This is a genomic window from Pedobacter sp. AW31-3R, from assembly GCF_052180285.1.
In the GTDB taxonomy this organism is placed as follows: Bacteria; Bacteroidota; Bacteroidia; order Sphingobacteriales; family Sphingobacteriaceae; genus Pedobacter.
Window position 1 is genome coordinate 3,252,711 of record NZ_CP197475.1, and the last position, 15,041, is coordinate 3,267,751.

13 protein-coding genes are annotated in these 15,041 nt (G+C 45.1%); 11 read left to right on the plus strand and 2 right to left on the minus strand.

What is annotated here, in order from left to right:
* The first annotated feature begins 1 nt into the window (after window position 1).
* The 6 genes from ACSBL2_RS13325 (at window position 2) to ACSBL2_RS13350 (ending at window position 7,046) form a co-directional block, all read left to right on the plus strand.
* Window positions 2–1,636, plus strand: a complete 1,635-nt coding sequence (locus ACSBL2_RS13325; RefSeq protein ID WP_442592194.1) for a RagB/SusD family nutrient uptake outer membrane protein — start codon at window positions 2–4, stop codon at window positions 1,634–1,636.
* A gap of 41 nt (window positions 1,637–1,677) precedes the next feature.
* Window positions 1,678–3,516, plus strand: a complete 1,839-nt coding sequence (locus ACSBL2_RS13330; RefSeq protein WP_442592195.1) for a hypothetical protein — start codon at window positions 1,678–1,680, stop codon at window positions 3,514–3,516.
* Window positions 3,517–3,533: 17 nt separating this feature from the next.
* Window positions 3,534–3,941 carry a hypothetical protein gene (locus ACSBL2_RS13335; RefSeq protein ID WP_442592196.1) on the plus strand — a complete coding sequence of 136 codons (408 nt, stop codon included), beginning with the start codon at window positions 3,534–3,536 and terminating at the stop codon, window positions 3,939–3,941.
* An 11-nt stretch (window positions 3,942–3,952) separates the two neighbouring features.
* Window positions 3,953–4,102 (plus strand): DUF5989 family protein, encoded by a 150-nt coding sequence (locus ACSBL2_RS13340; protein WP_442592197.1) that lies wholly within the window; start codon window positions 3,953–3,955, stop codon window positions 4,100–4,102.
* Between the two features lie 12 nt (window positions 4,103–4,114).
* Complete coding sequence (locus tag ACSBL2_RS13345) at window positions 4,115–5,857, plus strand: carbamoyltransferase family protein (protein WP_442592198.1); 1,743 nt, start codon at window positions 4,115–4,117, stop codon at window positions 5,855–5,857.
* A gap of 157 nt (window positions 5,858–6,014) precedes the next feature.
* Window positions 6,015–7,046, plus strand: coding sequence for an acyltransferase family protein (locus tag ACSBL2_RS13350; RefSeq protein ID WP_442592199.1), 1,032 nt, complete (start codon window positions 6,015–6,017; stop codon window positions 7,044–7,046).
* On the opposite strand, the gene ACSBL2_RS13355 is transcribed toward ACSBL2_RS13350, so the two are convergent.
* Window positions 7,016–7,354 carry a hypothetical protein gene (locus tag ACSBL2_RS13355; RefSeq protein WP_442592200.1) on the minus strand — a complete coding sequence of 113 codons (339 nt, stop codon included), beginning with the start codon at window positions 7,352–7,354 and terminating at the stop codon, window positions 7,016–7,018. The genes ACSBL2_RS13350 and ACSBL2_RS13355 overlap by 31 nt on opposite strands.
* A gap of 269 nt (window positions 7,355–7,623) precedes the next feature.
* On the opposite strand from ACSBL2_RS13355, the gene ACSBL2_RS13360 reads away from it, so the two are divergent.
* The 5 genes from ACSBL2_RS13360 (at window position 7,624) to ACSBL2_RS13380 (ending at window position 13,875) form a co-directional block, all read left to right on the plus strand.
* Window positions 7,624–9,783, plus strand: a complete 2,160-nt coding sequence (locus ACSBL2_RS13360) for an FUSC family membrane protein (protein ID WP_442592201.1) — start codon at window positions 7,624–7,626, stop codon at window positions 9,781–9,783.
* A 30-nt stretch (window positions 9,784–9,813) separates the two neighbouring features.
* Window positions 9,814–10,371 (plus strand): YeeE/YedE family protein, encoded by a 558-nt coding sequence (locus ACSBL2_RS13365; protein ID WP_442592202.1) that lies wholly within the window; start codon window positions 9,814–9,816, stop codon window positions 10,369–10,371.
* A 10-nt stretch (window positions 10,372–10,381) separates the two neighbouring features.
* Window positions 10,382–10,795, plus strand: coding sequence for a DUF6691 family protein (locus ACSBL2_RS13370; RefSeq protein ID WP_442592203.1), 414 nt, complete (start codon window positions 10,382–10,384; stop codon window positions 10,793–10,795).
* A 223-nt stretch (window positions 10,796–11,018) separates the two neighbouring features.
* Window positions 11,019–12,404, plus strand: coding sequence for an arylsulfatase (locus ACSBL2_RS13375; protein WP_442592204.1), 1,386 nt, complete (start codon window positions 11,019–11,021; stop codon window positions 12,402–12,404).
* Window positions 12,405–12,417: 13 nt separating this feature from the next.
* Window positions 12,418–13,875 (plus strand): TPM domain-containing protein, encoded by a 1,458-nt coding sequence (locus ACSBL2_RS13380; protein WP_442592205.1) that lies wholly within the window; start codon window positions 12,418–12,420, stop codon window positions 13,873–13,875.
* On the opposite strand, the gene ACSBL2_RS13385 is transcribed toward ACSBL2_RS13380, so the two are convergent.
* Complete coding sequence (locus ACSBL2_RS13385; protein ID WP_442592206.1) at window positions 13,819–14,742, minus strand: DMT family transporter; 924 nt, start codon at window positions 14,740–14,742, stop codon at window positions 13,819–13,821. The two genes, ACSBL2_RS13380 and ACSBL2_RS13385, sit on opposite strands and share 57 nt — an antisense overlap.
* Window positions 14,743–15,041: the final 299 nt, after the last annotated feature.

A 15,041-nucleotide genomic window follows, 5' to 3' on the forward strand; every position in this document is an offset into this window, starting at 1 on the left:
TATGAAAACGAGATATATAATCATTCGCCTGTTTTTTAGCTTAACGGTTCTATTCCTGGTCACTTCCTGCACGAAGCTGAAGGACCAGAACTACAGTACAATTATCACCGATCAGTTTAACCCAACGGCAGATGATGTGGATGCCCTGGTTGGTGCAGGGTATACCTACTGGCGCCCACTGATGCTGGGACGTAGCAGCAATTCTATTTTCCGGACCAATGAAATCTCCAGTGACGAAGCTGTAATTCCTGCAAGGCCAAACGGCTGGGTAGACGGAGGAGTCTACCGTCGTGTACATGAGCACCGCTGGACTTCCGATGAAGACAATACGTATCAGATCTGGAACAATGCCTTTTCCGGTATCACCACCTGCAACCGTATTCTCTATCAGATTGAAAGCGGACAGATTCCTATTGCCACAGGTAAAGAGGCCACTATTGCGGAATTAAGGGTACTCAGGGCCTCATTCTACTACGCCTTGTGCGATTTTTTCGGCAACGTACCTATTGTAGATAAATTTGACCTTCCAAAAGGATTTCTTCCTACACAAAACACCCGCAAGGAAGTGTACGACTTCATCGTCAAGGAAATTACAGAAAGTTTGCCAAACCTCACCAAAGTCAATACCCAGGCAACTTACGGACGTTTCAATTACTGGGCTGCGAATGCCCTGCTGGCGAAGATTTATATCAATGCCCAGGTATATACCGGAACGGCAGCCTGGGCGGATTGTGTGGCGGCCTGTAATGAAATTATTAACTCCAATACCTTTTTACTGGAAACCAACCAGAAAAACATCTTCCTGACACAGAATGAAAACTCCAGGGAAATCATTTTTTCCATTCCTTTCGATGAGCAGTATACCGCAGACGGGAATAACGGTTTTACTTTACATATGGAAACCCTTCAGCCTGAAAATCAGCAAACTTATGATTTCCTGAATTCTCCCTGGGGTGGAATCTGTGCAACTCCGCAGTTTGTCAACACTTTCGATCCGGAAGACAACAGGCTACAGGATAACTATATCCAGGGTACACAATACACCTCCAGCGGGTCAGTACTCAATTGTACCTTTGGTGCATTTAATGGACAGCCCCTGAAATACATCAATGAAGTGCCGGGGGTAGATTCCTCAGAAGAAGTACATGGTTACCGTCTCGGTAAATTTGAATTCAAGAAAGGTGCACTGGTAGGAATGAGCAATGATTTTCCTTTGCTGCGCTATGCAGATGTACTGATGATGAAAGCGGAATGCCTGCTAAGGACAGGTGACGCCGCTGGTGCTGCGGCATTGGTTACCCAGGTAAGGCAGCGATCCTTTACCAACAATCCGCAAAAGGCAACAGTGACTGCTGCCCAGCTGGTGCAGGGAAGCGTGTACAGCTATGGATTGAGGAACCATATCCGGAGCACGCAGGAAGGCGGCTCAGATATCGTTTACGGACGCTTTCTGGATGAGCTGGGTTGGGAATTCAATACGGAAGGACGGAGGCGACAGGATTTAATCCGCTTTGGTGTGTATACCAGGAAATCCTGGTTCTCCCATTCACCGAACGGGGAATACCGTACGCTCTTACCCATTCCCAGAAATGAAATTGCCAATAATCCCAACCTCAAACAAAATACCGGGTATTGATCGTTCCGGGTTTCTATTCTATCATTTAAATTTTGCAACAGTTGAAACTGAACAAAATATTCTGGTTTAAAACAATAGCCATCGTGCTACCCATAGTCATCTTGTGCCTGGCAGAGGTGCTGCTCCGGCTATGCGGCTATGGGTATAACACGGATTTATTCATTCAGGATCCTGATGACAGAAGCAGTACGGTAATGAACCGTACTGCCTCACGTAAATTCTTTCCCGATACCGCCAATGCCACCAAAGGCAACCAGGACCGCTTTAAAACGGTTAAACAGCCGGGTACCCTCAGGATCTTTGTGCTGGGGGAATCTACCACAGCGGGTTATCCTTACATGCACAATGGTTCCTTTCCCCGCTGGCTGCAATACCGTTTGCTGCATACTTTTCCCGACCGGAATTTCGAAATCATTAACCTGTCCCTGAACGCAGTTAACTCCTATACTGTGCTGGATTTCGGTCAGCAAATCTTGCCTTATCATCCGGATGCGGTGCTGATCTATACCGGGCACAATGAGTATTACGGTGCCCTGGGAGTAGGGTCGACAAGCCTGATCAGCGGGAGCAGGTGGTGGATCCATACCGTGCTTGTCTTAAGGAAATGCCGTCTGGTACAACTGGTGGAGAGTCTATGGCTCAATATTGGCAAACTATCCGGCAGCAAATCTGTCGATACACGGGATAACCTGATGAAAAGAATGGCTGCCAATCAGCAAATCGCCTATGGTTCTGACGCTTACCAAAGGGGAATCTATCAGTTTCAACAGAACATGGGGGAATTGTGTAAATTATTTTCCGATGCACACATACCTGTATTCCTGGGTACTTTAGTCAGCAACGAAAAAGACCTGAAACCCTTTGTCAGTCAGCCGGGTAAATACGCTGCCAATGCTGTTTATGACCAGGCCCGGCATGCTTTGGCCAACGGTCATGTGGAAGAAGCAAAAGCCTTATACAGAAAAACCCGGGAATATGATGCCTTAAGGTTCCGGGCTCCTGAGGCGATGAATGCGGCCATCAGGAAGTTGGTTAAGCTTTATCCCGGGCTATACCTTGCGGATAGCCAGAAATTCTTTGAAGCGCATTCCGCAAATGGGATTGTCGGAAAAGAGACCCTACTGGAACATGTACATCCCAACCTGTTTGGCTATGCCCTCATGAGCGAGGCCTTTTACTCGGCAATGAAGCAGGCACATTTCCTCAGCCCTGATGCTGAAAAGGAAATATCTTTTCCGGAATTATGGAAACAGATGCCGGTAACCCGAGTAGATTCCCTTTTTGGGGCCTATCAGATCATGATGTTAAAAACCGGGTGGCCTTTCAATATTCCCATCGAAAAGAGCTTCAGGAGAGGGGACAGTATGGAAGAAAAAATTGCCGGGGCACTTGCCGTAGAAAGAATTACCTGGATGAATGCCATGGATGAATTATTTAAATACAGCATGAAAAACGGAGATAAGGCCAGTGCATTGAGAGCCACTGAAGCGGTGCTGCTGGAAAAACCCTACAATATTCCCTATTATACCTATGCGGGACGCCTGGCATTTGAAACGGGTAAGGGGAAAAATGCGGCAGTCTATTTCAATAAGGCGTACCAGCTGAGTCCCACAAGGGAAAACCTTGAAAATATATACCTGTTATACCTTAAACAGGACCTGCCGGAACTGGCCATGGTACAATTAAACAAACTTCAGGAATACAGTGATCAGGCCCCGCAGCTAAGCAGGGCAAAGTTGAAGTTAGAGGAGATCATCAAACTCAAAGACAGCCTCAAAAACGGTGCTTTAAACCCAGTTGTTCAGCGGCAGATTGCTCAGGATTATGCCGAACTGAATGCAGCGGAAGCGGCAAAGAAGTATACCATAACAGGAAAATAACAATAAAAATAGCGCAGATGAATCCAGGTAAAACAGACATGAATGCAGATACGGTAAGCAACCGGAAATTTGGAATACTGGTAGGTAGCCTTTTCCTGCTGCTGGCCCTGTATCATCTTTTTTTTAAAGACCAGTTTGTGCCGGTATGGTTTGTCCTGTCGGCTGTGCTGATCATTCCGGCATTCCTCTTACCTGCGCTGTTAACACCCATCCATACCGGATGGATGAAGTTGGCTGGCTGGATGGGGATAATCAACACCTGGCTGATCCTGTTTCTTCTTTATTACCTGGTCCTGACCCCTATAGGAAGGTTCCGTGCTCTTTTTGGCCGGGCATTAAGGAAACAGAAAGCAGCTGGTCAGGCCATAAGTTATTGGGAGAAGAGTTCCGTTGGGGAAGGAAGCTCCGTGAAAACACAATTTTAAAGTAAACAAAGATGAGTATACTAATGGAATTTTGTATCTTTTTAAAAAGCAGAAAGAAATATTGGTTATGGCCGTTGTTTATCATTCTGCTTATCCTGAGCCTGGTTATTGTGCTGGCACAGGGTTCTGTTCTGGGGCCATTTATCTATTCCATATTCTAATCTATACCGGCCGTGTTCATCCTTGGGATTTCTGCTTATTTCCATGACAGTGCAGCCTGTTTGTTAAAAGACGGGCAAATTATTGCTGCGGCCCAGGAGGAACGTTTTACGCGCCTAAAAAATGAGGCCTCATTTCCTGCTTGTGCCATCCGTTTTTGTCTGGAATTTGCCGGGATAACACTTGCTGAGGTTGACCATATTGTTTTCTATGAAAAACCCTTTCTCAAGTTCGAGCGCCTGCTGGAGACCTACCTGAGTGATGCGCCTAAGGGCCTGCGATCATTCCTGAAAGCAATGCCTTTATGGCTGAACGACAAACTCTTTTTAAAAAAGCGGATGCAGGGGGAGCTGAAAAAAATTCAGTCTTCTGGGAGCGGAAACAGGGAAATTCTGTTTACGGAACACCACCATTCCCATGCAGCTTCCGCATTTTTTGCTTCTCCTTTTAGCGAAGCAGTGATCCTCACGGTTGACGGTGTAGGAGAATGGGCTACAACGACTGTTTCCATAGGAAGGGATAAGAAAATAGACATGGTACAGGAGATTAAATTCCCCCATTCCCTGGGATTACTCTATGCGGCTTTTACAGCTTACCTGGGTTTTAAGGTAAATTCAGACGAATATAAGGTCATGGGCCTGGCAGCCTATGGAACTCCGCGTTATTGTTCCCTTATCTACGAGCATTTGCTAGCTGTTAAAGCTGATGGTTCATTCTATATGAACATGGACTATTTTAATTATTGCACGGGTCTAACCATGACCAATAAAAAGTTCGACAGGTTATTCGGTGCTGCCCCAAGAAAACCGGGGGAGGAACTTACTGCTTTCCATAAAGACATTGCTGCCTCCATACAACAGGTCACGACCACAGTGTTATTGCAGCTGGCCAGCCACCTGCAGCAGCAGTTTGGGATGGACAATTTATGTATGGCAGGAGGGGTGGCATTAAACTGTGTGGCCAACAGCCAGCTAGTGGAAAAATCGGGATTTAGGAAGATCTGGATTCAGCCTGCAGCAGGAGATGCGGGTGGGGCAGTAGGTGCTGCATTGGCCATATACCATGAATATCTGGGGAAAGAAAGGGCTGTCCCGGTAGGAAAAGATCTGATGCAGAATGCCTTGCTGGGTCCATCATTTCCTGAAGCTCTTGTTGAGGAAATCTTAGTCGCCCATCACTTGTCCTTCCAAAAAACCGCGCCGGAAGATTTTCATGCCCGTGTAGCCCAGTATATTGCCGATGGGAAAGTGGTGGGTTATTTCAATGGACGTATGGAATTTGGTCCGCGTGCATTGGGTTCCCGAAGTATCCTGGCTGATCCCAGGAACCCGGATATGCAATCTATTCTCAACCGGAAGATCAAATTCCGTGAAGGCTTTAGGCCTTTCGCCCCGGCGGTACTGGAAGAATTTGCTGAAGCCTATTTTGGTTTAAAAGCTGAAAGTCCCTACATGCTTTTTGTTGGCCGGACCAGCTTTGATGATCTTCCTGCCATCACGCATCTTGATGGTACGGCACGGGTGCAAACGGTCAATGCTGCGGAACACCAGGATTTCTACCAGCTCATCCATACGTTTTACCGGCTGACGGGTTGCCCGCTGCTGATCAATACTTCATTCAATGTGATGGATGAACCCATTGTCTGTACACCTGCTGATGCCATACGTTGTTTTCAGCATACCCATATGGATGTGCTGGCCATTGAAGGGTACCTTGTCCTGAAGGCCGACCAGGAACAGCATGGGGCAGCCATTTAATATCTTTTCCAATCTCCCATTATTCACTATCTTTGCCGCCCTTACACCATGGCAAATGCACAGATTTCTTTTTATTGTCTTAAGTCCCGGAGATACTATCCGGCCCTTTTTGTATTCAGTGAGGCATATCTCCCATAGTTTGCGCTAGGACAGACCAATGAAGGGAAAATTACAAAAGCTGGAGGCCATCCGGGGATTTGCGGCGCTATATATCGTATTGTGCCACCTGGGCATTCACAAATGGAAAATAGCGGGTCATGACCTCAGTTTCCTGTTGAAATCCGGACAGGAAGCCGTGATGTTATTCTTTATTCTATCGGGTTTTGTGATTCATTATTCCTTCCAGCGTTCGGCCGACAAAAGCTTCATTGGTTTCTTTAAAAAGCGGTTTTATAGAATTTACATCCCGCTGGGCATAGTTTTTTTAACCAGTTATGTCCTGTATGCGGCTTACAGCAAGCCACTCGAAACTGATATTTTGCAACAGCTGTTTGGCAATCTATTCATGCTTCAGGACCTGGAAGAGGTGAGGCCACGTGTCCTATGTGCGCCCTTTCTCAACAATAACCCGCTCTGGTCCCTTTCTTTTGAATGGTGGTTTTATATGATTTATTTTGTGGTTCAGAAATACTACAAAGAAAAAGCATTTTTTGTAGTTTCCGTGTTATCCATAGCAGCCACGGCTTCCTACCTGATCTATCCTTTTTTCGTCAACCGCATTTTTATGTACCTGATCCTTTGGTGGGCTGGTGTAGAAATGGCGGACTTATATGGAAATGGCAAACAGATCAATTTCAGGAATCTGCGTAACCTGTACCTGGTGCTCGGCAGCTGCAGCCTGTTGCTGCTGATCAATTGTAGGGGATATTTCGGCGATATTGAAATTGGGAAGTATCCTTTTCTGGAAGTACGGCATTTCATATTTACCCTGCTGGCCATCACTATCGCTTTGTTATGGAAAAAAGCCCATTGGCTGCTGTTTGATTATACGCTGGGATTATTTGCCTTTTTGGCACCGGTATCATTTGTACTGTATATCTCGCATTGGTTCCTGGTGATCCGGCCGGACTACCTGGATTTTATGGGCGATCTTAAACTGCAGGTCATGGCAGGGATACCGATCTGCCTTCTTTACTCATTCCTCGTAGAGATGAAAATCTATCCCTTTCTGAGAAAGTGGTTGAACTGATTTTTAGGGGCCACATTAGCGGTATTCAGGCTCAGGTCGTCCTCATCATCATGGTTTAAACCAGGATATTCTTCCGCTGCGGTCTCTGTTCTCACTGGATCTGCCCCATGGTTTTCCTCGTCAATGCCTTCTCCGTCAAGAAGGTCCTCATTTTCTTCCGGAAGTTCCGGATCTGGTATTGCTGATGATGCATAAAATGAAGAAGATAATTCATCTGTCTCTGCGGTAGCTGATGAATCGATGATGACGGTCTGCTTTCCTGTTCCCGTTATTTTTTCCTGCTGATAATTTTCCTGTTCAGTTTTCATAGCTTTTTTCAGTTTATCAAATACATATAATGAATAACAGCATGTGTTAAAAGAAGTTCTTTAAAAAGAAAAACAAAATGAAGATATATGTATTTATACTAAGGAGAGCGCAGCTCAAAAAATTGGAAGCGCCAATGGAAACAATAGAAGCTACAGCCTGTCAGAAATATACACGAACATGTTGCTCTCCTGATTTTTTGTTAAATTTGTAGCTGTAAAATCAGGATTGCAGGTTTAAAGGATCCGGATTATCATTATAAACAAACTGAATGCGATCAAGCACTGGATATTTTCGATTATTTTTTAGGAATACACGTCATCTTTTCAGAAGTGAATACTTTCTGGACGCTTTGCGGATCACATTAAGTATCATTATTCCGTTTGGTGTATTTTATTACTTCAGGGATTCCCATACCGCCATTGCAGTGGGAGTGGGGGCACTGCTGATCAGTCTGACCGATTCACCGGGTACCTTAAAGGACAAGCTGATCATGTGCGTATACAGTTTATGCATATTCTTTGTCATATCGCTGGTCACGGCTCTTCTCATCAAAAACATCATCCTTTCGGGTTTGCTGATCCTGATTTGCTGTATTATATTTTCCCTTTTCACGGCCTTCGGAAAGCGTTATGCCTTACTGGGCACTATGGCCTTAATCCTGATGTCTTTCGTACAGGGACTGAAACCCGTAAATCCTTTATCATTCAGCCTCTACATAGCTTTTGGCGGATTGTGGTATTATATCATCAGTCTGGTACAGACCCGGTTATGGCCACTCAGTTCGGTGCGTCATGCCCTGGGCGAGTGTCTCATGTCTACCTCAGACTTCCTGCGGGCCAAGGCCAGTTTTTATGAGCCGGGAAAAGATCTGGAAGAAAGTTACCTCAGGGTCATTAAACTCCACAACAAAGTGAGTGAGAAACAGGAGCAGGTGCGGGACCTATTGTTAAGGAATAAGCAACTCATGCATGAAGATCATGTTCAGGGGCAGCGCCACCTGCTGGCAACCATGCAGGTGATTGACCTGTATGAACTCATCAGTGCGATCCAGTACGATTACGAATCTCTGCAGGACAGTCTGAAAGACACTGGGATACTGGCATCCATTACCCGGACTATCGGTCATCTTGCGGATGACCTCTCTGCCCTGGGCATCGCATTATCTGCCAAGTCAAGGATAAAACCCATCGACTCTTCGGGTACTGAAATACAGGGTATCAAACAGCAGATCAGCCAGCTGATTACCATTGAGCATAGTGTAAGCAACTCTATCCTGAGTAAACTACAGGACAATATTGATGATATTTATACAGGAATCAGGCAAATCAGTTCTACTTTAACCCGTAAACCTGAGGAAATAGATTTCCCGGAGGATCTTCCCGCATATCAGCTGTTTACTGTTGCAGAGACCATCAGTTTTAAGGCGGTCAAATCACAACTGACGCTGAACGCTCCGGTCTTCCGTTTTGCTTTAAGGCTGTCATTTGCCTGTCTTTTCGCCTACAGTCTGATGTTCCTTCCCGTAGGCTTTTACAGTTACTGGATTTTGCTGACGGTGATTGTCGTGATCAAACCTGGCTTTGGCCTGACGAAGAAAAGGAATATCCAGCGGCTGGCGGGTACATTTTCCGGCGTACTCATTGGTATTGTAGTACTGGCCGTAACCAGTAATGTCATCATACAGCTGGTTCTTGCAGGTATATTCCTGCTTGGATATTTCGTCTATCTCCGGTTGAACTATGCGCTGAGTATCCTATCATTGACCCCGATGGTGATTATCAGTCTCAGTATTTATACAAATAATTCATCTGTAATCCTGGAGCGGTCATTTGACACCATTGTGGGTTGTGCCATTGCCTTTGCCGCATCCTACCTTTTTCCATCCTGGGAGGTGAAGAGACATTCCCTATACATTAAAGATGTAATCACCGCCAACCTGAAATACCTTAAAAAATTACACGACCAGGCATCAGGACTCCCCTTTGATACAACCTCATTTAAACTGGCCAGGAAAGAAGTCTATACAAAACTTGCCGTACTTTCCTCGGGGGTGCAAAACATGTTGCTGGAGCCCAGGAAAGCACAAACCGAAATACAACACCTGTACAGGTTTGAAATCCTCAGTCACCAGTTGTCTGCTATCATCGCTTCCTTTTTCCCTTTCTCTGATTCCAATGGACATCCTGGACAAATCAGGGAGAAAATTACGCAGGCCATAGCGATCCTGGAATCCAGTCTGGACATCCTCGACGATTCCTTTGTCCGCAAGCTGTCAGAGATCAGCATCCTCCCTGTGGGCAAGTCTGAAACCACTTTGACAGGTGATGTGGAATACCATAAAATGGAACAGATCCTACGCATTAGTGAGGCAGTTAAAAACCAGGTTTATTTACATAAATTTGGGAAAATTGAAACGTTCTCGCCATAGCTCATTCCTGTTGAATTCATATATACGAACATGATAGAATTTCTTAGCCAGCCCTGGCCCTGGTACGTCTCCGGTCCGGCTATAGCCGCCATAATGCTGATTCTCCTTTATTTTGGAAAATCTTTCGGCTTTTCTTCCAACCTGAGAACCATCTGTGCAATGATGGGTGCAGGAAAAAGAGCCGCTCTCTTTGATTTCGACTGGAAAAGCCAGCGCTGGAACCTGATGTTTCTGCTCGGTGCTGTAGCGGGCGGGTATATATCCTCCAATTGGTTACCCTCGGAAGTTCCGCTGGCACTTTCTGCTGCCACTATTGCCGATCTGCAGAAAATGCACATCACGTTTGACGGGCAGATTGTTCCCGAACAGTTGTTCAGCTGGGAATTTTTATTCAGTGCAAAAGGATTATTGATTTTCCTTGGGGGAGGTTTTCTGGTTGGATTCGGGAGCCGTTATGCCGGGGGCTGTACTTCCGGGCATGCGATCAGTGGTTTATCCAACTTACAGCTTCCATCCCTGATTGCTGTTGTAGGTTTTTTTATAGGTGGACTGATCAGTACCCATCTGCTATTCCCTTTATTATTTTAATCCTATCCTTATGAAGTTTATCAAATACATCGTTACAGGGATCATCTTCGGCATCATCATGAGTAAATCTGAGGCCGTATCCTGGTACAGGATACAGGAAATGTTCCGTTTCCAGTCTTTCCATATGTTTGGAATCATCGGAACTGCAGTCCTATCGGGAGTACTCTTTACCTGGCTGATCAAAGCATTTCGGGGGAAAGATATCCATGGGCAGCCCATTCTCTTTAAAGACAAAGATCAATCCTGGAAAAGGTACTTATTCGGTGGGATCATTTTTGGATTGGGCTGGGCACTCACCGGTGCATGTCCGGGGCCAATATTTGTATTGCTTGGGCAGGGATATCAGGTTATGGCGGTAGTTATCTTAGGGGCTTTGCTGGGCACTTATACCTATGGTATTATTCAATCAAAACTTCCCCATTAAACGTGGCAATTTTCCGTTCGTTATGAAGGTGATGTTAGTAGCCGGACTGTTTTACTGAGGCATTGACCCTCAGGGCTAAAGCAGAAGAACAGGAAGTATTTTTCATATTGTCTACTTAATTAGTAGAATTTCTGAAATCAATAAATATATTTGTGTCCAGGTTTATTCTATTGAAAACAATGAATAAACTGAAAAAACTACCGAACTCAACGATACGATGATCATGAAAAAATCCCTTTTATTTGCATTTGTCTCCTTAATAACTGCTACAATGAGCCTTTCTGCACAGGAAGCGAAACCCAGGCCGAACATCATTTTCCTGCTGGCAGACGATCTGGGTTATGGAGATGTCGGTGTTTATGGTCAGCAATTGATGCTCACCCCAAATATTGATAAAATGGCAAATGAAGGGATCAGGTTCACAGACTTCTATGCCGGTGCACCTGTATGTTCACCGTCCAGGTGTTCCCTCTTAACAGGTTTAAACAGCGGACATGCAACCATCAGGGGAAATGCGACACAACAGGGTGGTGTTGCCGGAAAGAAAGGTAAACAAACGGTATACAGGGCAAACATCAGTTCAACCGATTACACCATTGGTAACCTGTTGCAGGATGCGGGATACACCACTTCCCTGATCGGTAAATGGCATGTAGACGGTTACGACTCTCTGGCCACACCACTGCAGCATGGTTTTGATGAATTCTCCGGTTGGCTCATCAATTACCCGGAAACCTATGCCAGTACCTACTGGCCGGATAAACGGTATAGAAATGGCAAAATCGTTTCTATTGATGAAAATAAAAATGGGAATAAGGGCTATTACTCCACCAGTCTCTGTACTGATGAAGCGATTCAGTTTCTGGACAAACAAAAGGGGGCTGAAAAACCTTTCTTCCTCATGTTGAATTACAATAACCCACATTCACCGCTGGATGTCCCTGATTATGCAATCTATAAAGATAAAGACTGGCCTGAAGATATGAAAACCTATGCGTCAATGATTTATTACCTGGACCAGTCGGTCGCTAAAATTAAAGACTACCTGATAAAAAACGGGCTGGCTGAAAACACCATTGTCTTCTTCAGTTCAGACAATGGCCCCAGGTCAGAAAACACCAGTCAGCTGGCTGCTGTTGCTGATTTCTTTAACTCCAATGGTTCTTTAAAAGGCTATAAACGTGACCTGTCAGAAGGAGGAATCAGGATTCCTTTCATCGCCTGGGCACCCTATTTAAAAGACCGGGCCAAAACTACTGCAGTTCCTGCCTACTTCGCAGATGTGATGGCAACATTTGGGGACATTTCCGGCAAGACAGCTGGTTACACCTCCGATGGTGTCAGTGTCTACCCTTATATCAAAAACACGAATTTAAAAGCCGAAGATCGATTCCTTTACTGGGAATTTTTTGAAAATGGTTTTGAACAGGCCGTGCGTTATAACCATTGGAAAGCCATCAAGAGAAAAAACAAACTTGAACTGTATGACCTGAGCAATGATCTGGGAGAGCAGGTGGACGTCGCCAAAATACACCCGGATATCGTTAAAAAAATTGAAGACTATCTCTTAACGGCAAGAACTGAATCTCCTTTCTGGTCTGTCAAATAAGCCCAGAAAAAATATGTGGAAGTATCATCATTGCGCCGTGATCCTGATCAGTCTATTGTGCTGTTTTTCACTGACTGCCCAACAAGTGACAAAGGACAAGGTATGGAATCCAAAAGATTACGGGAAGGGATATGTCAGCAATGCGGACAAGATCATCTCCCAGGAAACTGAAGTTAAGCTCAATGGACTATTGAGCAAACTGGATCAGGATAAAAAAGCCCAGGTAGCAGTTGTACTTTTAAATTCCATCGGCGATGCCGTGCCCAAAACATTTGCCCATGCGCTCTTCAACCAATGGAGTATCGGCGACAAGCAAACTCATAATGGCTTATTGATCCTCCTGGTCAAAGACCAGCGAAGGATAGAATTTGAGGTAGGGTATGGGCTTGAAGGATTGTTTCCTGATATCATCTGTTACCGTATACAGCAAAAGGCCATGGTTCCAGCGCTCAAACAGAACCACTATGATCAGGCTCTTCTGGATGGATTACAACTCATCTCCGACAGACTATACGCCTCAAAGGAAAAACTGGCCATACAGGGAAATCAACTGGCGGAAGGAAGGTCAACCTATCCATTAAGTGTATTTTTCTATGACTTTCTCGTTTCCCTGGGCTATCTCATCATCATCACCTGTTTCACGCTATCTGCTTTTGGACAGCGGCTCATCAGTACTTCCTGCTGGTGGGGCATTTTGCTCTTCATGGCGCCGGTGCTGATCATTACGCTCCTGGCTATTTTCACGAATATTTTTATGACCTGGGAAATCTTTTTGGCCGTGTTTTATGGTTGCTGGTGCATCACGACCAGCTTTTTTTTCACTATAGAGCTCAATATCAGGAAAAATGGATACTTTAAAAGGAGGCCTGAACAGTACCGAAAGATCCGTACGGAATTGCGCGATATTGGTATCTACACCATTCTGTTTCCTTTTCCATTGTTGATCTTTCAATTCATCAGGTGGAAAATGTGGTTGAAACACCTGCGTTATGACCCTTATTATTCTGAGAAATGTAAAGCTGATATGATTTTGGTGACAGGCGACAAGTCTGCCCATCTTTCTGCGGCCGAGCTGGTTGAAGAAAGGTTAGGTGCTGTGGAATATGACATCTGGATCGTTCCGGAATGCAGTGATCAACTGAAATTTGCCTATCCGGATCCTACGTCTAAAATTGTCAAGTGCAATACATGTAAAAACAAAACCGCCAAACTCCAGGGCAGAAAAACCATACTCCGGGCAACTTCCAAAAGAGAAGGCCGGCGTGAACTGGATTATGAATGTCAGTTTTGCAGGATAAAGTTCTGCCGCGGGGAAGCTATTCCCAAGCGGCAGGTATTCTTCAAGGTAAACAATGCGGGTTCTGCAACTTCGGCTGGAAGTTCCAGCTCCTCAGGCAGCAGTTCCGGTTCCTCCTCAGGCAGTTGGGGTGGGGGTTCCTCCGGTGGAGGAGGTGCTGGCAGCAACTGGTAAACTGTTTTTATACCAAACCCTGCACATCTGCAATCCCAGGGACAATAAGATCAGCAACAGGCCAATATAAAAGCTTACCGACAATACCTTATCTTCTTTATAAATAATGATCGCCAGTAAAATGGTATACAGCGGCTCGAGATTGAAAGTCAGGCTAACCGTAAAAGAAGAAATGTGTTTCAGGGCATTGATGATCAACAGGTACATTACCACGGTACAGAGGATAGCAAGTACCAGCAGCCAGCCAAAATCCTGCATGGATGGCAAGAGGCTTGTCGTTGGGCTCAGTAACAGGAAGACAGGCATGATGATCGTTAAGCCCAGTAAGCCGCCTAACATTTGATAAAGCATAATGGTCTCGCTGCGGAAAGTGCCTGCCAGGCGCTCATTGTACACTGTGTACAAGGCAGAAAATACGGAAGAGACAACACCCAGGATAATACCAGTCCTGAAACTAATATCCATACCGAAGATCAGGGCCACTCCGCAAAGTGTGATCCCACTGAGCAGCAGCTCCTGAACAGATAATTTCTTTTTATTCAGGGCGGGCTCAAACAATGCATTGAAAAAGCTGGTCAATGCAAAACAGACCACGCCGACAGAGATGTTGGAATATTTGATACTGCCATAAAAGAACAGCCAGTGCAGTCCCAGGATAGAACCCACCAGTCCGATCCGGACTTTTTGTGCCATAGGGATCTTTTCCATTTTGCCGCTTAAGCCCAGGACAACAAGCAATACGACAGCAGAAATGAAAGTTCTGTACCAGCTGATCAGTCCTTCGTTAAGGGTAATCAGTCGACCGAAAATACCGGTGAATCCAGCCAGTATTAAAGCAATATGCAATTTTATATATGCGTTTTTCATGAGGTATGAAATTAGTCTACCCAGCGCAGCAGGTAGGATTTAAAATGATCATCGGCTTGTGGCCACGACCTGTTAGGATTTCGATGGATTAAATAGGGATTGAAAAATAGGGTATACAGCTAGAAGTCGCCAAATTATTTATACGACAACTACCTGAAACAATATGATTCTGGGGGGACTAAGGCGCTGGAGGCGAAATTATCTTTCTGTTCATCACTGCTGGAATTTGATATATCGCTATTGATATATGGCTGGCGGCAAACTTATAAAACTTTATGACGGCATACAAATGTAATCTT